Origin of the sequence: Pseudomonas japonica, from assembly GCF_013522925.1 — a bacterium.
GTDB classification, from domain to species: domain Bacteria; phylum Pseudomonadota; class Gammaproteobacteria; order Pseudomonadales; family Pseudomonadaceae; genus Aquipseudomonas; species Aquipseudomonas japonica_A.
Genome location: NZ_JAAMQU010000015.1, coordinates 81,314 through 106,951 on the forward strand (window position 1 = coordinate 81,314; position 25,638 = coordinate 106,951).

The following is a 25,638-nucleotide window of genomic DNA, read 5'->3' on the forward strand; positions in this document are numbered from 1 at the left end:
GAGAACGCCTCATGGCACTCAGCGTTGAAGACAAAGCTCGTATCGTTGGTGAATATCAGCAAGCTGCTGGCGACACCGGTTCCCCGGAAGTGCAGGTAGCCCTGCTGACCCACAACATCAACAAGCTGCAGGACCACTTCAAGGCCAACGGCAAAGACCACCACTCGCGTCGTGGCCTGATCCGTATGGTTAACCAGCGTCGCAAGCTGCTGGACTACCTGAAGGGCAAAGACGTCACTCGCTACAGCGCCCTGATCGGTCGCCTGGGCCTGCGTCGCTGATAGCGGCCCGGCCAGTGGTGTGCACGGCCTCGCAACGGTCGCGCTTGATGCGCAATCGTTGCAGGGGCTGGGCAACTCAATGAGGTTGGCGACCCGTCTCTTTCGAGCCTTGTGTTCGAGAGGGGCGGGTTTCCAGCCTCAAGTTTTATGGGGCCGGTGATATCCGGGACCAGCTTTATCCGGACGTGGTACGGGCCGAAACCCGTTGGCGCCCAACTATTCGAGGCCCGGTAGGCAACGGCATACTGGCCTGGTACAGATTCCCCCAAGAGCAAATGGAAGGTAGGAAACCGTGAACCCGGTAATCAAGCAATTTCAGTTCGGTCAATCGACCGTAACCCTCGAGACTGGCCGCATTGCCCGTCAAGCCTCCGGCGCCGTCCTGGTCACCGTCGACAACGACGTGACCGTGCTGGTCACCGTGGTAGGTGCCAAGCAGGCCGATCCAGGCAAGGGCTTCTTCCCGCTGTCTGTTCACTACCAGGAAAAAACCTACGCAGCCGGCAAGATCCCTGGTGGCTTCTTCAAGCGCGAAGGCCGCCCGTCCGAGAAAGAAACCCTCACTTCCCGGCTGATCGACCGTCCGATCCGCCCGCTGTTCCCCGAAGGCTTCATGAACGAAGTGCAGGTTGTCTGCACCGTCGTTTCCACCAGCAAGAAGACCGATCCGGACATCGCTGCGATGATCGGCACCTCGGCTGCCCTGGCCATTTCCGGTATTCCGTTCGAAGGCCCAATCGGCGCTGCCCGTGTCGCTTTCCATGAAAGCACCGGCTACCTGCTGAACCCGACCTACGAGCAACTGGCCGCTTCCAGCCTCGACATGGTCGTGGCCGGTACCGCCGACGCCGTGCTGATGGTTGAATCCGAAGCCAAGGAACTGACCGAAGACCAGATGCTGGGCGCTGTGCTGTTCGCCCACGACGAATTCCAGTCGGTGATCACTGCTGTTAAGGAACTGGCCGCCGAAGCTGCCAAGCCTACCTGGAACTGGGCGCCAAAAGCCGAGAACACCGAGCTGCTGAACGCCATCCGTGGTGAAGTCGGTGCTGCTGTCTCCGAGGCTTACACCATCACCGTCAAGGCTGATCGCTATGCTCGCCTGGGCGAACTGCGCGACCAGGCCGTTGCCAAATTCTCCGGTGAGGAAGGCCAGCCAAGCTCCGCCGAAGTGAAGGAAATCTTCGGCGAGATCGAATACCGCACCGTTCGCGAAAACATCGTGAATGGCAAGCCGCGTATCGATGGCCGTGACACCCGTACCGTTCGCCCGCTGAACATCGAAGTAGGTGTACTGCCCAAGACCCACGGTTCGGCCCTGTTCACCCGTGGCGAAACCCAGGCACTGGTAGTAGCGACCCTGGGCACCGCCCGTGACGCACAGCTGCTGGACACCCTCGAAGGCGAGAAGAAAGACCCCTTCATGCTGCACTACAACTTCCCGCCGTTCTCGGTAGGCGAGTGTGGTCGCATGGGCGGTGCTGGCCGTCGCGAAATCGGCCACGGCCGTCTGGCCCGCCGCAGCGTCCAGGCTATGCTGCCGGACTCCGACGTGTTCCCCTACACCATCCGCGTGGTGTCGGAAATCACCGAATCCAACGGCTCCAGCTCCATGGCGTCGGTGTGCGGTGCTTCTCTGGCCTTGATGGACGCCGGTGTACCGATGAAGGCCCCTGTGGCCGGTATCGCCATGGGCCTGGTGAAAGAAGGCGAGAAATTCGCCATCCTCACCGACATCCTGGGTGACGAAGACCACCTCGGCGACATGGACTTCAAGGTTGCCGGTACCGCCAAGGGCGTTACCGCACTGCAGATGGACATCAAGATCAACGGCATCACCGAAGAGATCATGGAAATCGCCCTGGGCCAGGCCCTGGAAGCGCGCCTGAACATCCTCGGCCAGATGAACCAGGTGATTGGCCAGTCGCGTAACGAGCTGTCCGCCAACGCGCCTACCATGATCGCGATGAAGATCGACACCGACAAGATCCGTGACGTGATCGGCAAGGGCGGCGCCACCATCCGCGCCATCTGCGAAGAAACCAAGGCTTCGATCGACATCGAAGACGACGGCACGATCAAGATCTTCGGCGAAACCAAGGAAGCTGCTGAAGCTGCCCGCCAGCGCGTACTGGGCATCACCGCAGAAGCCGAGATCGGCAAGATCTATGTCGGCAAGGTTGAGCGCATCGTCGACTTCGGCGCATTCGTGAACATCCTGCCAGGCAAGGACGGCCTTGTGCACATCTCGATGCTGAGCGATCAGCGCGTTGAGAAAGTGACCGACGTGCTGAAGGAAGGCCAGGAAGTGAAGGTATTGGTAATGGACGTGGACAACCGCGGCCGTATCAAGCTTTCGATCAAAGACGTGCCGGCGGCGGAAGCTTCGGGCGTTTGATCACCTGATCGACTGCGCATAATGAAAGGGCCCCGCTTCGGTGGGGCTTTTTTTTGTCCGGTTTTCGGCGATTCATGTCCCTGCAACTTGCACGCAAATTTTCGTCAGTGATTGCAGCTTGCACGATGGCATTCCGATGCTCGAATTCATAAGTAATTGATTTATATGGGCTAATAACCAAGCGAAACGTTGGCACGGCGACTGCAACACTACTGTCACTCAGTGGCCAACAGGCTACGGGATATCCAAAAGAACAGGAGTGACTCCCATGAAAAAACTCGCTATCGCTGCCGCAGCTGCTTCCGTCATGGCGATGGGCCTGACCAATGTCGCCTTTGCCCAAACCACTCAAGCCGCGCAATCGCCAATGATGCTGGCAGCAGGTGAAGTGGAGCAGGCCCAGGAAGCGACCTCCGATACCTGGATCACCACCAAGGTCAAATCCGACCTGGTTACCGAAAAAGGCATTCCAGGCACTGACATCAAGGTTGAGACCAACAAAGGCGTCGTTTCCCTGTCGTCTACTGTTGCACTGAGCAAGGCTCAGAAAGACACCGCCGTCATGATCACCAAGAAAATCAAAGGCGTTAAAGCCGTTTCGGCTGATGGCCTGAAAACCAACTGATCCCGGTCAGTTGTAAAAAGAAGCCCCGCATTTGCGGGGCTTTCTCGTTTCTGAACGCTAAGACCGTTTGTTACGGGGCTACGTCAAGGTGCAACAGACTGGTCACGCGGCCATTGGGCCCAGGCGTTTCCAGCCGGGCATCGATCAGGTAAACCCGATCATCCGAGAGCTTGCCCTGAGCAACCATGAAGTCCTTGATGCTGGCGGCGCGCGCCTGACCCAGCTGGCGGAGGAGGGTATTGTTGTCGCGCCATGAATCGATAACCGCCACCTGAAGCTTCTGCTGCCGCTCCGCTGGGGCCAGCGCCTGCCAATCCGCAGGCGGTTGTTGCTTGAGGCGTGTGCGGTAGATACCTTCCAGCAGCGCCGGTTTCTCATCGGCTGGTACGGTGATCTGCGCCGCTTGTGCCGGCACTTTGTCGCCGCGCCGCTGCAAGATTTTGTACCACATGGCCTGGTATTCCCGCTCCAGACGTTGCATTGCAATCAGCGGCCCATCACTCGCTGCCGCGCTCGCGCCTTCCACCTCAAGGCGTAGCTCAGGTTTCTGGGTCAGGGCGCCCGCCACTTTGAGCAGGTCGGCCTTGGCCTGGGCGTCCAGCTCGCTGCTGCCGGGCTCGAAGGTGACGGTGCCGAGGTCTTCACCGCCGCCGCCCTGTACCAGGCTACCCAGCAGCCTGAATGGGGCCTGAGCCGCACGTACCATCAGGTTACGCAAGGTTTGCCATACCACCGGCATCACGCTGAACTGCGGATTGTTCAAATCGCCCGACACGGGCAGTGCAATCGAAATCCGCCCATGGCTGTCTTTGAGCAAAGCGATCGCCAGTTTGATGGGCAGGTTGACCGCATCGGGGCTGTCTACCTTCTCCCCGAGTTCCAGTTGTTCCACCACCAGGTTGTTGTCGGCTTTGAGCTGCCCCTTGGTGATCTGGTAGTGAAGGTCCAGGTCCAGCCGGCCCTTGCGAATGCGGTACCCGGCGAATTTCCCTGAGTAAGGGGTGAGCGTGGTCAGCTCTACCCGGCGGAAATGGGTGGCGATGTCCAGGCTCGCCAGGGGGTCGAACGGCCTCAGGCTGCCTTCGATCGTAACCGGCGCGTAGCGGTCCACCCGGCCCTTGATGTCCACCCGGGCAGCGAGAGGGCGCTGGTTGTCGAGGGTGCCCACCTGCCCGGTGAGTTGCTGGATGGCCGTGGCGAAATTGGGGGTGAGGCTGAAATCCGCGAAGTTGGCAGAGCCGTCACTGAAAGCAATGCCGCCGATGCGTATGGCAAGGGGCTTCGAGGGCTCGGTTGGCGCCCGCGGTACCGCCGGCGCGGCGGGCTGCGGGACCAGCAGGTCGTCAATGTTGGTGCTGCGGTCTTCATTGATCATGAAGCGGGCGTAGGGCTGCGTCAGGGTGACCTGATCAATGCTCAGCCCCTCGCCATGGCGGTAGTCGATACCGTCGAGGTTCAGGCGGGCCCAGCGCAGGAAGTCCCGGGACTTGAGTGTATCCAGCGTATGCAGCTGATTCACCTGGGCCTTGCCAGTAACGGTAAATGCCAGCGGCGCGGTATTGCTCAGCGCTACGTTCAAGTCGCTGTCGAGCATGCCGCTGCGTAATTCCAGGCGCATGAAGGGCGTGATATAGGCCTGGGCGATGCGCAGGTCGATGTCCCGGGTGGTAACCGCGAACTCGCCACTCACGGGGCTCAGCGAAAGCTGCCCCTTGGCCTGCAGCTTGCCTTGGCGCCCGACGCCAGTATCAATGTCCACGTGTACTGGCTGGCCATTGATGCTGTCGTAACCGCTCACATGTACGTTCAGTGGGGCAAGGTCCAGCTGAACCGGGTCGGCGGCTGACCTGTCCGCGAGGTGCACCCGGGCGTCGGTCAGGCGCGCATCGTTGAGTGTGATGCGCCACGGCTGCGCCTCGGCGCTGGGTGCGGGCGGCTGGGCCGCCGGTGCGGGTGGGTTTGGTCCGCTGAACAACCGTTGCCAGTCAAGCTGGCCATCGGCTTCGCGCGCGGCCCAGGTTTCCAGTTGCTGGGCCGCGATGCTGGGAAGCGTCACATGCCGCTGTGCAAGATCGAAAGAGGCGCCGGTAACGTCCAAAGCTTTCAGCCGTACCAAGGGTTTGCCGTCGGGGCTGGCCATGGCGAAGGGTGCCAGGCTCAACCGCGCGTTGCTCACAACCACCTGGGCCTGCTGGGTCAGGTCCAGGGTGTAATCAAGATCGGCGCTCACCTGCCCCTGCTCCAGCTTCAAGGGCGCGGCGGCTTGCACGTAAGGCCACCATGTTTGCAAGGGAGCATTGGTAAGCGTGAGGTGGCCCTTGGAGGTAAACGGGAACAGCGCGAAGCGCCCGGCCCATTCCAGCTTCCCTACCAACGGGCCCCGCGCCGTGAGCTCCATTTCCGCATCGCCCTTGGGCAGCGTGGTCAGGTGCCGAAGCTGGAAGTCCATTGCGTCGTAGGTGAATTCCACCGGTGCCTTGGAGCGGGCATCACGAAAGTGCACATAGCCTTGGCTCAGCGCCAGTGTGTCAATCGTGACCGGGAACGGCGAGTCGTTCTCGGTGGTTGCCGGCTGCTCGGGGGCGTTGGAAGGCTTGAACAATTGGGCAAGGTTGAGCGTGCCGTCTGCGGCTATCAATACCTGGACTTTCGGCTGAGTGAGTTCAACGCTTGCCAGGTGAACCTGGCGGCGCCACAGGCTATCGACCTGTAAGTTGGCTGCCAACCGTTGGAACCCTACCTGTTCGGCCCCTGCTTCTCCGAACCTGAGGCCGTACAGCTCCAGCTGCAGGGTGAACGGGTTGAACCGGATCTGCTCCAGGCGCGCCGGCACGGCGGCCAGCTCGGCGAGCTTGTCGTTGGTAATGCGCAGGGCAACGACCGGCGCAACCCAGAACCCCAACAGGGCATACAACGCGAGAGCAATCAGCACCCCGGCGCCGATGCGTAGCAATCTGATGGGCATGTCGGCTTCGCTTGATCAGGAAAGGTGCGTTGGAGTGTAACGCAGCCGTTGGGTTCCCGGCGGCAGCTCCAAGCCTCAAGCTTCAAGCCGCAAGTAGGAGCAATACGCGGCGCTCTTTCTTGCAGCTTGCAGCTTGCAGCTTGCCGCTTACAGCTTGTTAGGGCCGTTCGATGGCCAGGGCTACGCCTTGGCCACCACCGATGCAAAGCGTGGCCAGCCCTTTCTTCACGTCCCGGCGGATCATTTCATGCAGGAGGGTAACCAGTACACGGCACCCGGAGGCGCCAATGGGGTGCCCGAGCGCGATCGCACCGCCGTTCACGTTCACCTTGTCCATGTCCCAGCCCAGTTCGCGTGAAACCGCCAGGGCCTGGGCCGCGAACGCTTCGTTGGCCTCGATCAGGTCAAGGTCTTCAAGGGCCCAGCCTGCGTTTTCGAGGCACCGCCGTGTGGCGCTGACCGGACCGATGCCCATGATGGCGGGGTCTACCCCGGCGTTGGCGTAGCCGGCAATGCGCGCCAGCACTGGCAAGCCAAGGGCTGCGGCTTTTTCAGCGCTCATGAGAATGACAGCCGCTGCGCCGTCGTTCAGCGAAGAGGCGTTCCCGGCAGTGACCGAGCCGTCCTTTTTGAAAGCGGGCTTGAGCTTGGCCAGCGCTTCAACGGTGGTACCGGCACGAGGCTGTTCGTCATCGACGATCTGCAGCGGCTCGCCCTTGCGCTGGGGCACGCTGACAGGGCTGATTTCGCTATGGAAGCGGCGAGACTCCACCGCCGCGGCGGCCTTGTGCTGGGACGCCGCGGCGAAGGTGTCCTGGTCTTCCCGGCTGATGTCATATTTCTCGACCAGGTTCTCGGCCGTGATGCCCATGTGGTAATCATTGAAGGCATCCCACAAGCCATCGCTGATAAGCGTGTCCACCATGGTGGCATGCCCCATGCGAAGGCCGGTGCGGGCGCCTGGCAGCACGTAATTGGCCAGGCTCATGCTTTCCTGCCCGCCGGCAATGATCACATCCGCGTCGCCGCAACGAATGGCCTGCGTAGCCAGGTGCAATGCCTTGAGGCCAGAACCGCAGACCTTGTTCACTGTCATGGCTGGAACGGAAGGCGGTAACCCCGCCACGATGGAGGACTGCCGCGCAGGGTTCTGGCCCGCGCCGGCGGTGAGCACCTGGCCAAGAATGACCTCGTCCACTTCTGCCGGTGCCAGGCCGGTGTCGCTGAGCAACTGGCGGATCACCGTTGCCCCTAGCTCAACCGCGGAAACGGACGCCAAGGCCCCTTGGAAACTGCCCACGGGGGTGCGCTTGGCAGCGACGATAACGACCTCTTTCATGCGCTTCGATCCTCATTGTTTTTAGCTGGCCTGGGTAGGCTGGAGATAGCGGAGTGGGCGCATGTTGGCATATTTGTATCCGTTGCGCCTACGTACGGCGCTGCCCCAGCGCCAGGCCGGTCAGGCTGAGCACCTGACGTTCGACCCGGCGCCGGAGGGCTTCGATCATCCAGCGGTTCAGCCGCGGTGACGGCTGCGGAAGAAGTCGATCAGGCCTTGAGTGGAGGCGTCTTCTGCCGGCTCCTCTACATCACCGATCAGGCGCTGGTACACGTTTTTACCGAGCTCCTTGCCCAGTTCCACGCCCCACTGGTCGAAGGCGTTGATACCCCACACCACGCTTTGTACGAACACTTTGTGTTCATACATGGCCACCAACGCACCCAGGCGGCGAGGGCTGATACGTTCCACCACCAGCGTATTGCTCGGACGGTTGCCCGGGATGACCTTGTGCGGTGCCAGCCGCTCGACTTCGGCCTCTGCCACACCCTTGGCGCGCAGCTCGGCCTCGGCTTCGGCCCGGGTTTTACCCAGCATCAGTGCCTGGCTTTGAGACAGGCAGTTGGCGAACAGCCATTGATGATGGTCGGCGACCGGGTTGAAGCTCACCACCGGCACGATGAAGTCTGCGGGGATCACCTGGGTGCCTTGATGCAGCAGCTGGTGATAGGCGTGTTGCCCGTTGGCGCCCACGCCGCCCCAGATCACGGGGCCGGTGTCGGTGACCGCGGGAGAGCCATCCTGGCGCACGCTCTTTCCATTGGATTCCATGTCCAGCTGCTGCAAGTGCTTGGTGATGTTGCGCAGGTAATGGTCGTACGGCAGGATCGCGTGGCTTTGCGCGCCCCAGAAATTCCCGTACCACACCCCCAGCAACGCCAGCAGCACCGGCATGTTGCTCGAGAACGGCGCGGTCTGGAAATGCTGGTCCATGGTGTGCGCGCCGGACAGCAGTTCCTTGAAGTTGGCGGTACCGATGGAGAGCGCAATCGGCAGGCCGATGGCCGACCACAGCGAATAACGCCCACCTACCCAGTCCCACATCGGGAAGATGTTTTCTTCACGGATACCAAAGGCGACTGCGGCGGCATTGTTGCTGGACACCGCGATGAAGTGGCGGTGCAGCTCAGCCTCCGAACCACCCTGTGCCAGGTACCAGGCCCGGGCGGCCTGGGCATTTTTCAACGTTTCCAGCGTGCCGAAGGATTTCGACGACACGATGAACAGCGTGGTTTCGGCTCGAAGTTTCGCCGACAGCTCGTGGAATTCACTGCCGTCGATATTGGCCAGGTAATGGCAACGCACGCCTTTCTGGCTGTAAGGCAGCAGGGCTTCAGAGACGAGCTCAGGGCCGAGGAAAGAACCGCCAATACCGATATTCACCACATCAGTGATCGGTTTTTCGGTGTAACCGCGCCACAGGCCATCGTGGATGCGGGTAACCAGTTCGGTGATCTGCCCAAGCACTTTGTGCACTTCGGGCATGATGTTGGTGCCACCCACCTTCAACTTGTCGCCGATGGGGCGGCGCAAGGCAGTATGCAGGGCCGGGCGGCCTTCGGAGGCGTTCAGGATCTCGCCATCGAACATCGAGTTGATCGCTTCGGACAGCTTCACCTCATTGGCCAGCTGCACCAGCAGGTCACGGGTTTCCTTGGTGATCAGGTTCTTGGAATAGTCGAGGAACAAGCCACAGGCGCTGAGCGAGAAAGTGCCGAAGCGCTCGGGGTCGGCCTGGAAGGCTTCGCGCATGCTGAAATGCTGCATGGCGGCGCGGTGCTCTTTGAGCGCCTGCCAGGCGGGAAGGGCGGTCACGTCATGAGGATTGCGGTAGTACGCCATCTCTGCAAGTTTCCTTTTACTTGGTCAGCCTCTTGGACACTACGGGGGGCGGCCGGGTTGCTTTGTATTTGAGCTGCCAGAGCACAAGGCAGCGTTTGGCCGGAACATCACGGTAACGCTTGGGCGGGGCGCTGTCTGCGCCTGCCTCCAAGCGTTTCCGATACTATCTTATGTCACCGGAAGGTAGCAGGCGCCGTCGCGCCGTGCCCGATAACCTTTTCCTCAGGCGGCCGGGCTCAGGCTTACCCGCAGGTTGTCGATCAACCGGGTGTTGCCCAGGTAAGCGGCGGCAAGGATCACCAGCTCCACGTCTTGCTCCGTTGCGGCGCGCAGGGTGTCGGCGTGGCGAATTTCCAGGTAGTCGAGGCGCATGCCGCTGTCCACGATGCGCTTGCGGTGCTCGGTCATCAACCCCTGAAGGTCGCGATTGCCCTGCGCAAGTGCTGTGGCGATAGCCTCCAGGCTACGGTGAATCGCCGGTGCGATGGCGCGTTGTTCCACGCTGAGGTAGCCGTTGCGGGAAGACAAGGCCAGGCCATCTTCTGCCCGCACCGTGGGCTCGCCAATGATCTGCACCGGCAAGTTCAGGTCGCGGACCATCGCCTTGATCACGGCCAGCTGCTGGTAGTCCTTCTGGCCGAACACAGCCAGGTCTGGCTGCACCATGTTGAACAATTTGCTGACCACTGTGGCCACGCCTTCGAAATGCCCCGGACGGCTCGCGCCGCACAATTCCTGGGACAGTTCGGGCACGCTCACGCGGGTTTGAGTGGATGTGCCGCCGGGGTACACCTCACTCACAGAGGGCGCGAACAGCAGGTTACAGCCGGCCTCCAGCAGCTTTTCCTGATCCGCGGCCAGTGTGCGGGGATAGCTGTCCAGGTCTTCGTTGGCGCCGAACTGCAGAGGGTTCACGAAAATGCTCGCCACCACGAAGTCTGCGCGCTGGCAGGCCTTGGTCACCAGCGCCACATGGCCGCTGTGCAGGTTGCCCATGGTAGGCACGAAGCCGATCCGTTTACCTTCCGCGCGCGCCCGTGCCACGGCGGCACGCAGCTCGAGTACAGTTTTTACTGTGTTCATGCGTTGAATCCGTGTTCGGGGGCAGGGAAGCTTCCATCCTTGACCGCGGCCACGTAGGCCCGCAGCGCGCTATGGATGTCGGGCTGGCCGGTCATGAAATTGCGGACGAACTTGGGCACGCGGCCGCTCAGTGACAGGCCCAGCATGTCATGAAGCACCAGCACCTGGCCGTCGGTGGCGGGGCCAGCGCCGATACCGATCACTGGCACGCGAACCGCCTGGGTAATCTCCGCGGCCAGTTCGCTCGGTACGCATTCGAGCAAAATCATTGCCGCGCCAGCGTCCTGCAGGGCAATGGCGTCGGCGCGCATCTGCCGCGCCTGGCTCTCGAGCCGGCCTTGCACCTTGTAGCCGCCCAGCACATTCACCGATTGGGGCGTAAGGCCCATGTGCGCGCACACCGGCACACCGCGCTCAGCCAGCAGGCGGATGGTCTCGCCCAGCCATGCGGCACCTTCGACCTTCACCATGTGTGCGCCCGCCTGCATCAGTGCGGCGCTGTTGGCGAATGCCTGTTCGAGCGTGGCGCAGGCCATGAAGGGCAGGTCGGCGAGGATCAATGCGTCGGTGTTACCGCGTTTTACACAAGCGGTGTGATAGGCCATTTCTGCGTTGGTAACGGGGAGGGTGCTGTCATGGCCTTGCAGGACCATGCCCAGGGAGTCCCCGATGAGCAGTATCTCAACCCCTGCATCACTGGCTGCTTTGCCGAAGGTAGCGTCGTAGCAGGTCAGCATTGTTATTTTTTCACCCTTGGCCTTCAGGGCGCTGAGGGTGGTCAGGGTTATCGCTGGCATGAATTCCAATCCTCGGTCGGCCTTGCCACAGGGGCGAGGCAACACGTGTATCTGGGTAGCGGTGCGCAGGTATACGCAGGGCGCGGGGGCAGGCAGCGGCCCTGCGTTACCGGTTTGTGCCTGCCGGAAGCCGGCAGGCCGCCTATAGTCGTGAGCCACCCCTGGGAAGTCAATCCAGGCGGCACACTTGAGCGTTACCGGTGTTACCGGCAGCCCCTCGGCGCTACGCCAGGTTGCCTACGCGCTCCAGGCCCTCGAAAGGGCACTCGCTCAACAGAGAAGCCAGGCTACGGCCATCTGCCAGAATGAAGCGCTCATCGACCAACTCGGCCAAGGGATAGAGGACGAACGGTCGGGCGTGCAAGTGGTAGTGGGGCACACGCAGCCGGGGAACGTCGATTTGCCGCTCGCCGAACAGGATGATGTCCAGGTCCAGCGTACGTGGCCCCCAGCGTTCGGCACGCACACGGCCCTGGTTGTTTTCGATACCTTGCAGCGCATCCAGCAGTGCCAGCGGCTCAAGGGACGTGTCCAGTGCCGCGACCGCGTTGCTGTACCGGGGCTGGCCCGGCAGTAGCGAATCGCTCATGTACAAGCTCGAGATGCCTGCCAGCGCGCAACCGGGCAGGTGGCTGAGGCTGTCGATAGCCTGGCGCAATTGCTGGGCAGGGGCGGCCAGGTTACTGCCCAGCCCCACGAATACCCGTTCCATGGCTTTCATTCGGCGATGCTGTCGCCTTTGCGCCGGGTATTGCTGCGGCGCTTCTTGCGCACTGGTGCGCCCGCGCTGGCGGTGTCTTCCCGGCTGCCCAGGTCGCGGATCATGTTACGGCGCTCCGTGTCGGAAGCGTCCTGGTAGTCCGTCCACCATTCGCCCAGGCCGTCGGTTTCTTCGCCGGCGGTTTCGCGCAACAGCAGGAAGTCATAACCGGCGCGGAAGCGAGGGTTGTCCAGCAGGGCATCGGCACGCTTGCCGCTGCGCCGCGGCAGGCGCTCCTGCATGTCCCAGATTTCCTTGATGGGCAAGGTGAAACGCTTGGGAATGGCAATGTATTGGCACTGCTCGGCAATCACGTCGTGGGCGGCTTCCTGCATGGCAGGGATCGGCGGCATGCCTTTGGCCTGCAACTGCAGGGCCCGTGCTGGCAAGGCAGGCCACAGCAGGGCCGCGAACAGGAAGGCCGGCGTGACCGGCTTGCCCTGTTGCACCCGCAGGTCTGTGTTGACCAGCGCGTTGCGAATCAGCGTGTGCGTATAGGTAGGGTTATGTTCCAGCGCGTCGGCGCTCGCCGGGAACATCTGCTCGAACAGGTTGAGGTCCACCAGCATCTCGAACGTATCGGTCGCCTGGCCGGACAGGAACAGCTTGAGCACTTCCTCGAACAGGCGCGCGCCCGGGATGTCCTGAAGCAACTCGGCCATTTCGCGAATCGGCAGCATGGTGTGGCGCTCGATGCCGAAGTCCAGCTTGGCAGCAAAGCGCACCGCGCGGAGCATGCGCACCGGGTCTTCCTGATACCGCTGACGGGGCTCGCCGATCAGCCGCACGAGGCGGTTGCGCACGTCGTGCACGCCATTGGCGTAATCCAGAATACGGTCGCTGACCGGGTCGTAGTACAGCGCATTGATGGTGAAGTCGCGCCGTTGTGCGTCTTCTTCCAGGGTGCCGTAAACGTTGTCTCGCAGGATCAGCCCGCTTTCGTTGCGCGACGAATGATGGCTGGTAGCCGTTTCGTCGTCTTCCGGATGGTTGGCGCGGAAGGTCGCGACTTCGATGATCTCGCGGCCGAAATGAATATGCACGAGCCTGAAACGCCGGCCGATGATCCGGGCGTTGCGGAATTCCGCACGGATCTGCTCGGGCGTGGCACTGGTGGCAACGTCGAAGTCCTTGGGCGTGATATTCAGCAGCAGGTCGCGGACACAGCCGCCTACCAGATAAGCCTGATAACCGGCTTGCTGCAGGCGTTCGACGATGCCTACGGCATGGCGGCTGAACTGCTGACGCTGCAGGCCATGGGTGCCGCTGTTCAGCACTTCGGGCGTGCTACGTTGATGGTGGACCTGACGGGCCGGGGGACGAAAAGACTGGAACAGCTTCTTCAGCATGGGATGCACTGTATGAAGGGATGATCGGTCATACCAGGAGTGACCGCATGATGGGCGGGGATTCTAGCATTTAGTGACGGGATGGTGTAGGAGGCCGCGAAATGGGCTGGTACGGACACGACAAGGGGAGCCGAAGCTCCCCTGCAAAGTCGTTGCTTGCTCGTTTTTATTCTTGCGCGGGCTTTTTGTTTTTGTTGAGTGCCCAGCCCATCAGGCGTTTTGCCAGGGGCTTCTCCCAAAAGGGGAGCAAAGAGCAAACGGATTGCTTTGAACGCCGTATTGTGACGACCCGTGGGTCCAACCAGTTCAGGCACTGCTGTAGCGCAGTTTTTGTTGTTCTCGGCCTGGTCGCGGAAAATCCGAAACAATACCTCTCCAAAAGAATCAGTTAGCTACGCCTCATGCCGTCTTGTTTTTGTTATGCGTGAGTCGATTCGTGTTGTTTTTATTATGTGTCTTGGCGCTTGTTGTTGTTCTTGTACCGTAGATATAGCAGATGCTGTGCCAACTTTTAAAAACCCTTTGTTTTCAAGGGCTTGAGCTAAAAGGTAGTGGTTTGCCAAGTGCGCTACAGGGAAAAACCGTTACCGTATGCCCCGGCTTTGTTACGTGATGTGCCGGGGCGGTAACACCTTCTCAGCCTTCGTTGGCCACACTGGATTTGCGCCGAGGGATGCCCAAACGCTGCCGACGCTCCCACAAGCACTTGCGGCTGACCCCCAGCTTGCGCGCCAGCTCTGTTTCGGTCATGTGGTCCTGGTGCTCGAGCACGAAATGCTGGAAATAGTCCTCCAGTGAAAGGTCCTCGGTAGGCTCATGGTTGTTCGATGGCTGGGCAGCGCTCGCCGCCGGGAAGTCATCGTCTTCATCCAGGCTGCCCAGCTCGATATCTATGCCCAGCAGGTCGGCGGAAATCTGATTGCTCTCGCTGAGGATCACCGCCCGTTCCACTGCGTTCTCCAGCTCGCGGACGTTGCCGGGCCAGCCGTAGTGCCGGATGGCGCTCTCGGCGTCGGGCCCGAAGCGAACCCCGTCACGGCCGGCGCGCGCAGCCTGCCGGGCGAGGAATACGTTGGCGATTTCGATCACATCGCTGCCACGCTCACGCAGCGGCGGCAGCTTCAGGGCAATCACGTGAAGGCGGTAGTAAAGGTCTTCGCGGAACTGGCCAACCTTGGCGAGGCTTTTCAGGTCTCGGTGGGTGGCTGCGATCAAGCGCACATCCACCTTTTGTGACTGCACCGAACCTACCCGGCGAATCTCGCCTTCCTGCAATACGCGTAGCAGGCGGGCCTGCGCTTCAAGGGGCAGTTCGCCGATCTCGTCGAGGAACAGCGTGCCGCCGTCTGCAGCTTCTACCAGGCCCGCGCGGCCTGCGCTGGCACCGGTGAACGCGCCTTTTTCATGGCCGAACAGTTCGGATTCGATCAGGGTTTCAGGGATGGCCGCGCAGTTCACCGAAATCATGGTCGCCTTGGCGCGCCGTGACAGGTTATGCAGCGCGCGCGCGACCAGTTCCTTGCCGGTGCCGGACTCGCCCTGGATCAGCACGTTCGAATCCGTAGGCGCCACCTTGCGGATTTTGCCGTACAGGTCCTGCATGGGCGGGCAAGAGCCGATAATGCCAATCTCACCCTGAGGGTTGCCTGCCAGCTTGTCGTTACCGCGTGGCGCGGCTTTTTGCGGATCACCGGCCGAAGCCGGCCCTTGGCGCTCACGGAGAATCCGCGCCACGGCTTGAAGCATTTCGTCGTGGTCGAAGGGCTTGGCGATGTAATCCACCGCGCCCATCTTCATGGAGTCCACGGCGGAGCGCAGGCTGGCGTAGCTGGTCATGATGAGCACCGGCCGGCCTTCGCCATGGCGGATCAGTTCGGTGCCTGGTGCGCCTGGCAGCCGCAAGTCGCTGATGATGAGGTCGAACGAGGCAATGGTGAAACGTTCCTGTGCTTCCTGCACAGACCCCGCTTCGCTGACCTGGTACTGATTCCGTTCAAGCAGGCGACGCAAGGCAGAGCGAATAATGGTTTCGTCTTCGACGATGAGAATGTGCGGCATCTGATTCGGTTCTCTCGACGGTCTCAGTTAACGGCGGACGTCGCTTCGACGTGGCGTGGCAGGGTTACCCGGATACGGGTTCCGATTTGCTTTTCTAGGTCAGCCGGGCTGTCGATGGTGATTTGCCCATAATGCTCCTCCACAATGGAATAGACCAGCGCGAGGCCCAGCCCCGTGCCTTCGCCCGGATCCTTGGTGGTGAAAAAGGGTTCGAACAGCCGATCCATGATGTTTTTGGGAATCCCGGTGCCTTCGTCTTCGACGATCAGGTCTACGGTGTGTTCGCTGGCATCGCTGCGCACCCGCACGGCGCTGCCGGCCGGCGAGGCGTCCCGGGCATTGGACAGCAGGTTGATCAGTACCTGAGCCAGGCGCTGGGGATCGCCTTCGGCCCAATGGTCCGGGTCACAGAGGTTGTAGAACTGCACCTCGAAATTGCGCCGGTTGAGGGCCAGCAAGCCGATCGCGTCCTGGGCGACCTCGGCCAGGTTCACGGCTTCCTCGCTGTTCTGATGACTGCCGGCGTGAGCAAAGCTCATCAGCGACTGGACGATGCGCGACACCCGCTTGGTCTGCTCCAGTATCTGGTTGGACAGCTCGGTGATTTCGCCATCCTCCTCGCGCTCTTCGCGCAGGTTTTGCGCCAGGCAGGCAATGCCGGTGATCGGGTTGCCGATTTCATGGGCCACACCGGCAGCCAGCCGGCCAATACTCGCCAGCCGCTCGGAATGCACCAGTTTGTCTTCGAGCATCTGTGTGTCTGTGAGGTCTTCGACCAGCAGCACCAGGCCGCTGTTGCCCGGCGCGAGCGGCTCGTCGATCGCCGCCTTGTGCAGGTTGAGCCAGCGGATCTGCCCATCCAGTGCCAGGCGCTGTTTGTGCAGGTGTTCGTCTGTGCCTTCAATGAAGCTTTGCAGCAGTTCGTGCCAGGGCTCGCTGATGGTGGCCAGGCGCGAGCCCACCACACGCTGCGCCGAGATACCGGTGAGCTCTTCCATGGCCTTGTTCCACATCAGGATTTCCCGGTCCTTGGCCAGTGAGCACACCCCCATGGGCAACTCCTGAAGCGTTTGCCGGTGGTAGCGGCGCAGGGCATCGAGCTCGGCGGCAAGGCCGGTGAGGCGGGAGTGGTAGTCCTCCAGCCGGCTTTCGATAAAGTGGATGTCTTCGGTGACGTAGGTTTCGCCGCCGGACTTGTAGGGCAGGAACGTCTCGACGATATCCTGGGCAACGCTGGGGCCCATGAGGCCAGAGAGGTTGGCCTCGATACGGTCGCGCAAACGGCGCAAGGCGTAGGGGCGGCGCTCATCGAATGGCAGATAGAGGTCGCGCAGTGCTTGCTCCACCTCCTTTTGCGCGGCGCGGGCGCCCAGCGGCTTGGCCAGTTGGGTCGCAAATTCCTGCGGGGACGCCGCGTGCAGTTCGCGCCGTTGCGGGCGCCTAACGTTGTCCACCGCGCAGGCCTCTGCGGCGCTCATTTCCTCTGCGCTGGCATCGGTGAACACCGACACGAGCGTAAACAGCAGTACGTTGGCGGCCAGCGACGCGATGGCTGCCATGTGCCAGCTGGTATCGTCCAGCACGTAGATCATGTCCAGCACGGGGATATAGAACCCGTCCACGTCACCCACCAGTGGCATCAGCATGGTCAGCGACCATACCGCCACGCCGGCAAGCAGCCCGGCGATAAAGCCGCGGCGGTTGGCTGTGGGCCAGTACAGCACTGACAGCACGCCGGGAAGGAACTGCAAGGTCGCTACAAATGCCACGATCCCCAGGTGGGCGAGGTCCTGGCGGGTGCCGAGCATGAGGTAGAACGCGTACCCCGCCATGATGATGGCCACGATCAGGCCGCGACGGGTCCATTTCAGCCAGCGGTAAATGCTGCCGCCCGCGGGAGGCTGGTACAGCGGTAACACCAGGTGGTTGAGCGCCATGCCGGACAGCGCCAGGGTGGTCACGATGATCAAGCCGCTGGACGCCGACAGCCCGCCTACATAGGCCAGCAAGGCAAGCGCCTTGTTGTTGGCCGCGATACCAATGCCGAGGGTGAAGTATTCCGGCGATGTAGTGGCACCCAGGCGGAGCCCTGCCCACAGAATCAACGGCACCGCCAGGCTCATCAACAACAGGAACAGCGGCAGGCCCCAGCTGGCGCTTACCAATGCTCTAGGGTTGAGGTTCTCGGTAAAGGCCATGTGATACATGTGCGGCATCACGATGGCAGAGGCAAAGAACACCAGCAGAAGGGTCCGCCATGGGCCTTCCTGAAGCGGCGTATGCAGCGCCGCCAGCGCCATCTGGTTCTGCAGCAGCCACAGCTCCAGCTCATGAGGGCCGCCGAACACGCCATACAGCGCGTACAGGCCGAGCCCGCCCAAGGCGATCAGCTTGATGATGGATTCAAAGGCGATGGCGAATACCAGCCCTTGGTGCTTTTCTCGCGTAGCGATATGGCGCGAGCCAAAGAAAATCGTGAACAGGGTGATCAGCGCGCAGAAGCTCAAGGCTACCCGGTCCTTGACCGGTTCCTGGGTCAGAATGCCGATGGAGTCCGCCACGGCCTGTATCTGCAGGGCCAACAGAGGCAACACCCCTACCAGCATGAACAGGGTGGTCAGCGCGCCCGCCCAGGTGCTGCGAAACCGGAAGGCAATCAGGTCTGCCAGCGAGGAGAGCTGGTAGGTGCGGGTGATTTTCAGAATGGGATACAGCAATACCGGCGCCAGCAGAAAGGCGCCCGACACGCCCAGGTAACAGGCCAGGAAGCCGTAGCCATATTCGTAGGCCAGCCCCACGGTGCCATAGAACGCCCAGGCGCTGGCATACACGCCCAGCGATAACGTGTAGGTAAGGGGGTGCCGGATAATCGAACGAGGGATCATGCCTCGCTCGCTCACCCACGCTACGCCGAACAGCACCAGCAGGTAGGCGGCGCTGATCAGGATCATCTGGGTAAGGCTAAAGCTCATCGGCATCTCTCTGGCTTTGCAGGATAAAGGTGACCACGATGAGGATCAGCCACAGCAGGTAGGGGCGGTACCAGGCGCCGGTGGGTTCTATCCACCAGTCCATGATGGCCGGCGAGAACAGATAGATGCCAACGACCAGCAGCAACACCAAGCGATAGATATACATGCTGGCCTCTTCACTTCCCGGTCGGCTTCAGACGTACCCCGGCGGGGGTGCCGGGATGTTAGCGGATGCCTGCCTGGCTGCCTACAGCGCCAGGCACGCGGCGCATCAGAGGAGCGAGGCTTCAGCTAGCGTGCCTACGCGAGGCAGTGCATCGACGCTCCAATGGCTTGCCGCCCACTGAAGTATCTCCCTGGGCTGCGCGCCTTGCAGTTCGGGCGGCGGCTTCTGGCCCAGTGTGCGCAAGGCGCGTAACAGCTGGCTTCGGGCGTCTGCCGCGGTGAGCGGTGCCGAGCGGTAGCTTTTGCCCAGCTTGTGGCCGTCTGGCTGCACCAGCAGCGGCACATGCAAGTACGTAGGCGAGGGAAGGCCCAACAGCTCCTGAAGGTATAGCTGACGGGGCGTGGAATCGAGCAGGTCGGCCCCGCGAACGATGTCCGTGACTTGCTGGTCGCCGTCATCGATCACCACCGCCAACTGATAGGCGTATAGGCCGTCGCGTCGGCGGATGATGAAATCGCCCACTTCCGTACCCAGGTGCTGCTCGAAATGGCCCTGCAGACGGTCCTGGAAGCCATAGCGCAGCTCGGGCACTCGCAGGCGAATGGCCGCGCCCTCTGGCGGGTGGCCCGCATTGCGGCAAAAGCCTGGGTAAACGCCGGCGTAGGGCTCCAGCGCCTTGCGTGAACAGGTGCAGGCGTAGGCCAGGCCCTGTCGCAGCCAGTGATCGATGACCGCCTGGTACCTGCTCGAGCGTTCACTCTGGTAAAGCACCGGGCCGTCCCACTCAAAGCCGTAGGCGTGCAGGGTTTCGAGAATGGCGGCTTTCGCGCCCGGCGCTTCGCGCGGAGGGTCGATGTCTTCCATGCGCACAAGCCATTGGCCACCTTGGGCACGGGCATCAGCGAACGAAGCGAGGGCGGCCACCAGCGAGCCGAAATGAAGCAAGCCACTAGGTGTAGGGGCGAAGCGACCTGTACGCGAGGAATTCATGAGGAAAGGGCCGAAGGGATGCCGTTATACCGGCCAAACAGGGGCGCGCGGCTGGAGCGCCCCCGACTCAGATCACTTGCCGACCTGTTTTTCCTTGATTTCAGCGAGGGTTTTGCAATCGATGCACAGATCAGCGGTTGGGCGCGCCTCGAGGCGGCGAATCCCGATTTCGATCCCGCAAGAGTCGCACCAGCCGTATTCTTCGTCTTCAATCAACTGCAGGGTTTTGTCGATCTTCTTGATCAGCTTGCGCTCGCGGTCGCGGGCCCGCAGTTCGAGGCTGAATTCCTCTTCCTGGCTGGCACGGTCTGCCGGGTCCGGGAAATTGGCTGCCTCGTCCTTCATGTGGTCCACGGTGCGGTCGACTTCCTGCATCAACTCTTGTTTCCATTGATTCAGGATTTGCGTGAAATGAGCTCGCATCGCTTCGCTCATGTACTCCTCGCCCTTTTTTTCCTCATAGGGTTTGAAGCCGCGAACAAGCTCGGGACTGTTTTGCTGGTTTTCATTGGTGGGCATGAATGACCGCCTCTCGCTCTTCTAATCCACTGCGCGGGATGATCCATCTCCGGCGCCCGCCGGCCCCGCGACTGCAAGCGGGCGAACTTACCAGATCGAATCCGGGTGCGCCACTCCCGGTTGTCTAGCCTGATTTGCTGCTGCAACGCGGTTGGACAACCGGGACGGCGGTTCATTCAACTATGCCCCGAAAGCGCGCATTTGCGGGCGAGCTTGCCGTAGAATCGCCGCTCTGCCAGGCAACTCGAGACCGCGTCATGGCCAAGCCTTACAGCGCGCGCAGCCGCGCGATCGAACCCTTCCATGTGATGGCCCTGCTGGCTCGCGCGAACGAGCTTCAGGCAGCCGGCCATGACGTGATTCACCTGGAAATCGGCGAGCCGGACTTTGTCACCGCCGCACCCATCGTGGCGGCAGGGCAGGCTGCGCTTGCCGCCGGCCATACCGGCTACACCGCCGCACGAGGGTTGCCTGCGCTGCGCCAGGCCATCGCCCGGTTTTATGGCCAGCGCTACGGGTTGGACATCGATCCGGCGCGCATCATGGTGACCCCCGGGGGCTCTGGCGCGCTGCTGCTTACCAGTGCCTTGCTGGTCGACCCGGGCCAGCATTGGCTGCTGGCAGATCCGGGCTATCCGTGTAATCGGCACTTTCTCAGGCTGATCGAGGGCGAGGCGAAGCTAGTGCCCGTAGGGCCTGCGGACCATTACCAGCTCAACTCGCGGCTGGTCGCCGAGCACTGGGATGACCGTTCCGTGGGGGCTTTGGTGGCCTCGCCGGCCAATCCCACGGGCGCCGTGCTTGGGCTGAGCGAACTGAAAGCGTTGAGCGAGGCGCTGGACGCACGGGAGGGCCACCTGGTAGTGGATGAAATCTATCATGGCCTCACGTATGGCATGGATGCACACAGCGTGCTCGAAGTGAATGACGAGGCCTTTGTGCTCAACAGCTTCTCCAAGTACTTCGGCATGACCGGCTGGCGGCTGGGCTGGCTGGTAGCCCCGCCAGCAGCAGTTCCCGAGCTCGAAAAGCTTGCGCAGAACCTTTACATAAGCGCCCCGAGCATCGCTCAGCATGCGGCGTTGGCGTGTTTCGAGCCCCATACGCTGGAAATCCTCGAAAGCCGCCGCGAAGCGTTTCGACAGCGGCGAGATTTTCTTCTGCCAGCCCTGCGCGGGCTGGGCTTCGACATTGCAGTGGAACCCCAAGGGGCGTTCTACCTGTACGCGGATATCAGCCGCTTCGGTGGTGATGCCTTTGCATTCTCCCGGTTCTTCCTCGAAGAGGAGCACGTGGCGTTCACACCGGGCCTCGATTTCGGCCGGCACCTGGCGCGCCAGCATGTGCGCTTCGCCTACACCCAGGCGTTGCCTCGGCTGGAGCAGGCCGTTGAGCGCATTGCCCGTGGCCTGCAACGGTGGCAAGGCTGATGCGTTTCGATCCGCCCTTGGAGCCTGCCACCTTGCTGCGCCGCTACAAGCGATTTCTCGCAGACATCGAACTGGCAGATGGGAGCCAGCTCACTGTGCATTGCCCGAACACCGGCTCGATGCTCAACTGCATGGCGCCTGGCTGCCGGGTATGGTTCAGCCGCTCGAGCGACCCTTCGCGCAAGCTGCCCGGTACCTGGGAAATCGTGGAAACACCCCAAGGGCGCTTGGCCTGTATCAATACCGGGCGAGCCAACCGGCTGGTGGAGGAAGCGTTGCTGGCCGGGATGATTCCGGAACTGGCGGGGTATACCCAGCTGCGCCGCGAGGTGCGGTATGGAGAAGAAAACAGCCGGATAGACTTTCACCTTGGCTTTGCATCAAGCGAAGCCTACGTGGAAGTGAAAAGCGTAACCCTGGGCTTCGATGGCACCACAGTGGCGGCCTTCCCAGATGCTGTGACCCAGCGGGGAGCGCGGCATTTGCGTGAGCTGGCCGCGCTGGCCAGGCGCGGCGTACGGGCAGTACAGCTGTTTTGCGTGAATCTGAGCGGTATCGAGAGCGTTCGCCCAGCCTGGGAAATCGATGACACCTATGCCCAGGCGCTTCGCCTCGCTGCCAGTGAAGGTGTAGAGGTGCTCGCCTACGGCGTACACCTTACGCCAGAAGAAGTGTTCATTGACCGCCGGCTCAGCCTTCAGCTGGATTGAGCGGGGTGCATTTTTCACAGGCAAAAAAAGACCCGGCAAGAGCCGGGTCAATAACCGTGATTAGCCTGATGAGGAGATAAGCTGAGTCCGAACCACCGGGCTGCTTATCGGCTGATCTCGCGACCAGTTGTGCTAATCATAACTATTCTCATTTGAGAGTCAAGTGCATTTTCGTGGGTTTATTGCGGCTCCAAGCCAGATCCTGTGAGCTGGCGATTTAACACATTGATTTTCTTGGCCATGCTCTCGATAAGGCTGTGCGCAATTTTTGGATTGGACTGCGTCATCGCAAGGAATTGATCCTTCGGGATCATCATTACTGTGCAAGCGGTGCTCGCAATCACGGTGGCGGTGCGCTTTTCCTCGGTGAACACTGCCATCGCGCCGAAAATTTCCTCTTTGGCAACATCTCCCACCTTCAGGCCGTCGACGAATACCTCCGCGTGACCGTCGATGATGATGAAGACATGATCGGGTTCATCCCCCTGGCGGATGAGCACTTCACCAGCGGCCACATGTTTGAAGCCGCTGGCGCTGCGGTATTCGGGCTGTTTCAGCCGGGTAACGGCTTCGGCGAGTAACCAGGCATGCCCCCCCAGGTAATCGGCGAGCAGCTCGCTTTTACCCGCGGCGCCAATGTGAGCCAGGGCGGTGGAGCGCTCAAAAGGAACAAGGCGCAGGGGCGCCTGGGCGCGGTAGCGGCATTCCAGGCCTTCAGGCGCCGGTGCAAGGTTGAGCACATCACCCTCGCTGAGATAGAACAGATTGCGGTCGTTCAAGGCCACCTGCACAAGCCCGGCCTCGATCAGGTAAAGCTGGTCGGGGCGTATATGCGATCCGAGGAGGGTGTCAGCCGATAATTCCAGCGGTGAATCACTGGCTCGCGCGCCTTCCAACAGCCGCGAAGGCAACCCTTGCAAGCGTGTGATCCATTCTTCGGCGTAGGCCGACTGCTCCCCAACTAGATACATGATTCATTCTCAGCGTGCGCGCTTGGCGCGTGGTCAGTTGTTCGGGCGAGGCGAGGGCGAAGCGTTGAAGGCCTTGTTCAGGGCTTCCTTGCGCTCGGCAGGCAGGTCACTCCAGTGAACCCCTTGAAGCGCGCCCTCGATGGCATAAAGCAGTACCTTTGAAGCACGGAAGCCTCGAGTTTTTACAGCGCGATAAGCGTCCACGGCACCCAGCCGGCGCAGGTCGGCTGCACTGTGGATGCCAACAGCGTGGAGCCATTGGGCGGAGGTCTTGCCCAGGTTTCGCAGTTCCTGCAGCTCGTCGTTCATCCAGGCTCCTAATCGGGGGCTGTCCCCTCAGCGGACTTTAGCCGAGGGTCATTTGGTGCGATACCGAAGCCGGGTTCCGAAGTTGACGGACATCAGGATTTCGTCCGCACTCAGTTCCGGCGGGAAATACGCCCCGGAGATTTGCGCATGGGCGAGCGAGGCGCCTTCCAGGCAAGCATTGCGGAAATCTATGCCCCTGAGGTCGGCGGAGCGAAAGTAGGCGTCGCTGAGGTTCAGGCCGTCTGCATCCAGGTTGCGCAGGTCCAGGCCTCGGAAGTCTCCCCCAGTGAAGTCCACCGCCCCCTCGCGGCGCTTCGCCTCATTGAAGTCCCCGATCCGTTCTTCCCTCACGAGTGCGAAAAGGGGCGAATCGATCAGTTTGGGCTGGGTCATGGCAGCGTCTCCGTTGGGAAGGTGGCGCCATCATAATGACACCACCCGAAAGCCGAAGGTGTGGACTGGTTCACGCGCTGTCGAGGTCAGAGCCCCGGCAGTCGGCTGCGAATCGCTTCGATCACGGCGTCGACGCTGCTGGCGTCATGGGTATTGACCGCTTTCGCCGCCAGCCGCTCCTCTCCGGAGAGTGGATCTCGGCTGTGTGATTGTGCCGCGATCACGTCAAGTGTGGCATCGGAAGGGTCCGGGTTCTGCTGAGCCTGACGTTGGGCCAGCCTGCTTTCGATCACTGCCTGGGGAGCGCTGCAATCCAGAATGAAGAAAGGCACCGCCTGGGCCTGGGCAACCGCCTGGGCTGCGGCACGCTGTGACTGCTTGAGGTAGGTGGCGTCGAGCACCACCGGAAGGCCTGCGCTCAGTATCTGCCCGGCCAGCGTGTGCAGTTTGTGGTAGGTCGCTTCGCTGGCCTGCTCGCTGTAGAGCGCATCGGTGTCCACTTCAGCGTAGAGGCGCTTTCGCTCTACATCCGAGCGCAAGCGAATGGCGCCCAGAGCTTCGACCAGCCGTAATGCCACATGGCTCTTGCCCACGGCGGACACGCCGCTGGTGATGGCCAGGAAGCGGGACGGAATGGCGCTGTAACTTTCTGCCAGCGTGGCGTAGTTCCGGTATTGGCGCAGCGAGGTTGCGCGCTGCAGGCCATCGGCGTTGGCCGGCATGCTGAACAGCGCGACCTTGGCCCGCACCATCGCGCGGTAAGCCTTGTAGAAATTGAGCAGCGGCAGGCCCGCGTAGTCGCCGGTGATCTCGAGGTAGCGGGTGACCAGCCTGCGGGACAGGCACTTGAGGCCGCGGTCTTCGAGGTCCATGGCCAGGAAACCGATATCTGCGTACACATCCGTGAAGCGGAAGGGCTCGTTGAACTCGATGCAATCGAAGATCACTACCTTGCCATCAATGATGGTTGCGTTGCCCAGGTGAATATCCCCATGGCATTCACGGATGAACCCTTCGGCCTTGCGTGCCTGCAACAGCGGCAGGAGGCGGTCGTACTCGGCGCTCGCCCAGGCCTGTAGTGCGTCCAGCTGCACCAGGTCGGCGCGGTCGGACAGGAACGGCCGAACCTGTTCGAAATTCTGGCTCACCGGGGCCATCACGCTCTCAGGCGTACCTTCGCTGCGCTCCAGCGGAACCCGCGGTGCGGCCAGGTGGAATTCGGCGATTTGTTGCGCAAGCGCGTCGATATGCTCGTTGCCCAGCTCCCCATTGGCCTGGAGCGTGCTCAACAACTGGCTTTGCGGGAACTGGCGCATTTTCAGGGCGTATTCGATCGCCGGGCCTTCGCCACCCAGGGCCGGGGCTTGTTCGCTCCCGGTTACGCTCAGCACGTCCAGGTAAAGCCCCTCGGTAAGGCGCTGGTTGAGCCGCAGCTCTTCCTGGCAGAAGTGTTGTCGCGCGGCCAGGGTGGTGAAATCCAGGAAGCCGAAGTTTACCGGCTTCTTGATCTTGTAGGCGTAGGGGCCGGTCAGGATGACCCAGGAAATATGTGTTTCGATCAGCTCGAACGCTTCAACCGGGTGAGGGTAAAGCGCCGGGTTCTGCAGCGCGGCAACGAGGGCTTGACTCACGGAAAATCCTTATGCGGTCGAGGGGCATTGCCGTTCATTATGGCGGCTAC

Annotated in this window: 22 protein-coding genes; 6 read left to right on the plus strand and 16 right to left on the minus strand. The window is 61.6% G+C overall.

Features of this window, described 5'->3' with window-relative positions:
- Positions 1–11 precede the first annotated feature (11 nt).
- From rpsO to G7016_RS21460, 3 genes are all read left to right on the plus strand, one after another.
- Positions 12–281 (plus strand): 30S ribosomal protein S15, encoded by a 270-nt coding sequence (gene rpsO / locus G7016_RS21450; protein ID WP_181117737.1) that lies wholly within the window; start codon positions 12–14, stop codon positions 279–281.
- Between the two features lie 292 nt (positions 282–573).
- Complete coding sequence (pnp, locus tag G7016_RS21455; protein ID WP_181117738.1) at positions 574–2,679, plus strand: polyribonucleotide nucleotidyltransferase; 2,106 nt, start codon at positions 574–576, stop codon at positions 2,677–2,679.
- A gap of 268 nt (positions 2,680–2,947) precedes the next feature.
- Positions 2,948–3,304, plus strand: a complete 357-nt coding sequence (locus tag G7016_RS21460; protein WP_181117739.1) for a BON domain-containing protein — start codon at positions 2,948–2,950, stop codon at positions 3,302–3,304.
- A 70-nt stretch (positions 3,305–3,374) separates the two neighbouring features.
- Here G7016_RS21460 and G7016_RS21465 read toward each other — a convergent pair whose 3' ends face one another.
- Together G7016_RS21465 and G7016_RS21470 are read right to left on the minus strand one after the other, a co-directional pair.
- On the minus strand, positions 3,375–6,269 hold the full coding sequence (locus tag G7016_RS21465) for a DUF748 domain-containing protein (protein WP_181117740.1): 2,895 nt from the start codon (positions 6,267–6,269) through the stop codon (positions 3,375–3,377).
- 157 nt (positions 6,270–6,426) lie between these two features.
- Positions 6,427–7,608 carry an acetyl-CoA C-acetyltransferase gene (locus tag G7016_RS21470; protein ID WP_181117741.1) on the minus strand — a complete coding sequence of 394 codons (1,182 nt, stop codon included), beginning with the start codon at positions 7,606–7,608 and terminating at the stop codon, positions 6,427–6,429.
- 61 nt (positions 7,609–7,669) lie between these two features.
- On the opposite strand from G7016_RS21470, the gene G7016_RS25225 reads away from it, so the two are divergent.
- The gene (locus tag G7016_RS25225) at positions 7,670–7,798 is read left to right on the plus strand and encodes a hypothetical protein (RefSeq protein WP_258195279.1); all 129 of its coding nucleotides are present in this window, start codon (positions 7,670–7,672) and stop codon (positions 7,796–7,798) included.
- Here G7016_RS25225 and pgi read toward each other — a convergent pair.
- The 10 genes from pgi to dksA all read right to left on the minus strand — a co-directional run bounded on the left by pgi (position 7,786) and on the right by dksA (position 20,144).
- Complete coding sequence (gene pgi, locus G7016_RS21475) at positions 7,786–9,450, minus strand: glucose-6-phosphate isomerase (RefSeq protein ID WP_181117742.1); 1,665 nt, start codon at positions 9,448–9,450, stop codon at positions 7,786–7,788. The genes G7016_RS25225 and pgi overlap by 13 nt on opposite strands.
- 222 nt (positions 9,451–9,672) lie before the next feature.
- Positions 9,673–10,533: a pantoate--beta-alanine ligase gene (gene panC / locus G7016_RS21480; RefSeq protein WP_181117743.1), complete on the minus strand. Its 861-nt coding sequence runs from the start codon at positions 10,531–10,533 to the stop codon at positions 9,673–9,675.
- A complete protein-coding gene (gene panB, locus G7016_RS21485) occupies positions 10,530–11,330 on the minus strand; it encodes a 3-methyl-2-oxobutanoate hydroxymethyltransferase (RefSeq protein WP_181117744.1) in 801 nt (266 codons plus the stop codon). Before panB ends, panC begins: the two co-directional genes overlap by 4 nt.
- A 223-nt stretch (positions 11,331–11,553) precedes the next feature.
- Entirely contained in the window at positions 11,554–12,042 is a 489-nt protein-coding gene (gene folK / locus G7016_RS21490) for a 2-amino-4-hydroxy-6-hydroxymethyldihydropteridine diphosphokinase (protein WP_181117767.1), read from the minus strand.
- Between the two features lie 5 nt (positions 12,043–12,047).
- A complete protein-coding gene (locus G7016_RS21495) occupies positions 12,048–13,439 on the minus strand; it encodes a polynucleotide adenylyltransferase PcnB (RefSeq protein WP_181117745.1) in 1,392 nt (463 codons plus the stop codon).
- 636 nt (positions 13,440–14,075) lie between these two features.
- Positions 14,076–15,497, minus strand: coding sequence for a sigma-54-dependent transcriptional regulator (locus G7016_RS21500; RefSeq protein ID WP_181117746.1), 1,422 nt, complete (start codon positions 15,495–15,497; stop codon positions 14,076–14,078).
- 23 nt (positions 15,498–15,520) lie between these two features.
- Positions 15,521–18,475 (minus strand): sensor histidine kinase, encoded by a 2,955-nt coding sequence (locus G7016_RS21505; protein ID WP_181117747.1) that lies wholly within the window; start codon positions 18,473–18,475, stop codon positions 15,521–15,523.
- Entirely contained in the window at positions 18,459–18,635 is a 177-nt protein-coding gene (locus G7016_RS21510) for a hypothetical protein (protein WP_003250005.1), read from the minus strand. The genes G7016_RS21505 and G7016_RS21510 overlap by 17 nt, the downstream gene beginning before the upstream one ends.
- Positions 18,636–18,740: 105 nt before the next feature.
- Positions 18,741–19,625, minus strand: a complete 885-nt coding sequence (gene gluQRS / locus G7016_RS21515) for a tRNA glutamyl-Q(34) synthetase GluQRS (RefSeq protein ID WP_181117748.1) — start codon at positions 19,623–19,625, stop codon at positions 18,741–18,743.
- A gap of 72 nt (positions 19,626–19,697) precedes the next feature.
- The gene (gene dksA / locus G7016_RS21520) at positions 19,698–20,144 is read right to left on the minus strand and encodes an RNA polymerase-binding protein DksA (RefSeq protein WP_181117749.1); all 447 of its coding nucleotides are present in this window, start codon (positions 20,142–20,144) and stop codon (positions 19,698–19,700) included.
- Positions 20,145–20,401: 257 nt separating this feature from the next.
- On the opposite strand from dksA, the gene G7016_RS21525 reads away from it, so the two are divergent.
- Together G7016_RS21525 and sfsA are read left to right on the plus strand one after the other, a co-directional pair.
- Positions 20,402–21,574: a pyridoxal phosphate-dependent aminotransferase gene (locus tag G7016_RS21525; protein WP_181117750.1), complete on the plus strand. Its 1,173-nt coding sequence runs from the start codon at positions 20,402–20,404 to the stop codon at positions 21,572–21,574.
- Positions 21,574–22,284: a DNA/RNA nuclease SfsA gene (gene sfsA, locus G7016_RS21530; protein ID WP_181117751.1), complete on the plus strand. Its 711-nt coding sequence runs from the start codon at positions 21,574–21,576 to the stop codon at positions 22,282–22,284. The genes G7016_RS21525 and sfsA overlap by 1 nt, the downstream gene beginning before the upstream one ends.
- 179 nt (positions 22,285–22,463) lie before the next feature.
- On the opposite strand, the gene G7016_RS21535 is transcribed toward sfsA, so the two are convergent.
- From G7016_RS21535 to G7016_RS21550, 4 genes are all read right to left on the minus strand, one after another.
- Positions 22,464–23,255 (minus strand): cyclic nucleotide-binding domain-containing protein, encoded by a 792-nt coding sequence (locus G7016_RS21535; protein ID WP_181117752.1) that lies wholly within the window; start codon positions 23,253–23,255, stop codon positions 22,464–22,466.
- A 33-nt stretch (positions 23,256–23,288) separates the two neighbouring features.
- Positions 23,289–23,564: a TfoX/Sxy family protein gene (locus tag G7016_RS21540; protein ID WP_181117753.1), complete on the minus strand. Its 276-nt coding sequence runs from the start codon at positions 23,562–23,564 to the stop codon at positions 23,289–23,291.
- Positions 23,565–23,612: 48 nt separating this feature from the next.
- A complete protein-coding gene (locus G7016_RS21545; protein WP_181117754.1) occupies positions 23,613–23,957 on the minus strand; it encodes a pentapeptide repeat-containing protein in 345 nt (114 codons plus the stop codon).
- A gap of 86 nt (positions 23,958–24,043) precedes the next feature.
- The gene (locus G7016_RS21550) at positions 24,044–25,588 is read right to left on the minus strand and encodes a bifunctional aminoglycoside phosphotransferase/ATP-binding protein (RefSeq protein ID WP_181117755.1); all 1,545 of its coding nucleotides are present in this window, start codon (positions 25,586–25,588) and stop codon (positions 24,044–24,046) included.
- Positions 25,589–25,638: the final 50 nt, after the last annotated feature.

Excerpts from the sequence above, each read along its gene's own strand:
- G7016_RS21465 (WP_181117740.1), bottom strand. The coding sequence starts at position 6,269 with ATGCCCATCAGATTGCTACGCATCGGCGCCGGGGTGCTGATTGCTCTC.
- G7016_RS21460 (WP_181117739.1), top strand. The coding sequence starts at position 2,948 with ATGAAAAAACTCGCTATCGCTGCCGCAGCTGCTTCCGTCATGGCGATG.
- G7016_RS21510 (WP_003250005.1), bottom strand. The coding sequence starts at position 18,635 with ATGTATATCTATCGCTTGGTGTTGCTGCTGGTCGTTGGCATCTATCTG.
- G7016_RS21545 (WP_181117754.1), bottom strand. The coding sequence starts at position 23,957 with ATGACCCAGCCCAAACTGATCGATTCGCCCCTTTTCGCACTCGTGAGG.
- G7016_RS25225 (WP_258195279.1), top strand. The coding sequence starts at position 7,670 with ATGTTGGCATATTTGTATCCGTTGCGCCTACGTACGGCGCTGCCCCAG.
- panC (WP_181117743.1), bottom strand. The coding sequence starts at position 10,533 with ATGAACACAGTAAAAACTGTACTCGAGCTGCGTGCCGCCGTGGCACGG.
- G7016_RS21525 (WP_181117750.1), top strand. The coding sequence starts at position 20,402 with ATGGCCAAGCCTTACAGCGCGCGCAGCCGCGCGATCGAACCCTTCCAT.
- G7016_RS21535 (WP_181117752.1), bottom strand. The coding sequence starts at position 23,255 with ATGTATCTAGTTGGGGAGCAGTCGGCCTACGCCGAAGAATGGATCACA.
- G7016_RS21470 (WP_181117741.1), bottom strand. The coding sequence starts at position 7,608 with ATGAAAGAGGTCGTTATCGTCGCTGCCAAGCGCACCCCCGTGGGCAGT.
- folK (WP_181117767.1), bottom strand. The coding sequence starts at position 12,042 with ATGGAACGGGTATTCGTGGGGCTGGGCAGTAACCTGGCCGCCCCTGCC.
- dksA (WP_181117749.1), bottom strand. The coding sequence starts at position 20,144 with ATGCCCACCAATGAAAACCAGCAAAACAGTCCCGAGCTTGTTCGCGGC.
- sfsA (WP_181117751.1), top strand. The coding sequence starts at position 21,574 with ATGCGTTTCGATCCGCCCTTGGAGCCTGCCACCTTGCTGCGCCGCTAC.
- G7016_RS21500 (WP_181117746.1), bottom strand. The coding sequence starts at position 15,497 with ATGCCGCACATTCTCATCGTCGAAGACGAAACCATTATTCGCTCTGCC.
- G7016_RS21540 (WP_181117753.1), bottom strand. The coding sequence starts at position 23,564 with ATGAACGACGAGCTGCAGGAACTGCGAAACCTGGGCAAGACCTCCGCC.
- gluQRS (WP_181117748.1), bottom strand. The coding sequence starts at position 19,625 with ATGAATTCCTCGCGTACAGGTCGCTTCGCCCCTACACCTAGTGGCTTG.
- pgi (WP_181117742.1), bottom strand. The coding sequence starts at position 9,450 with ATGGCGTACTACCGCAATCCTCATGACGTGACCGCCCTTCCCGCCTGG.
- G7016_RS21505 (WP_181117747.1), bottom strand. The coding sequence starts at position 18,475 with ATGCCGATGAGCTTTAGCCTTACCCAGATGATCCTGATCAGCGCCGCC.
- panB (WP_181117744.1), bottom strand. The coding sequence starts at position 11,330 with ATGCCAGCGATAACCCTGACCACCCTCAGCGCCCTGAAGGCCAAGGGT.
- G7016_RS21495 (WP_181117745.1), bottom strand. The coding sequence starts at position 13,439 with ATGCTGAAGAAGCTGTTCCAGTCTTTTCGTCCCCCGGCCCGTCAGGTC.
- rpsO (WP_181117737.1), top strand. The coding sequence starts at position 12 with ATGGCACTCAGCGTTGAAGACAAAGCTCGTATCGTTGGTGAATATCAG.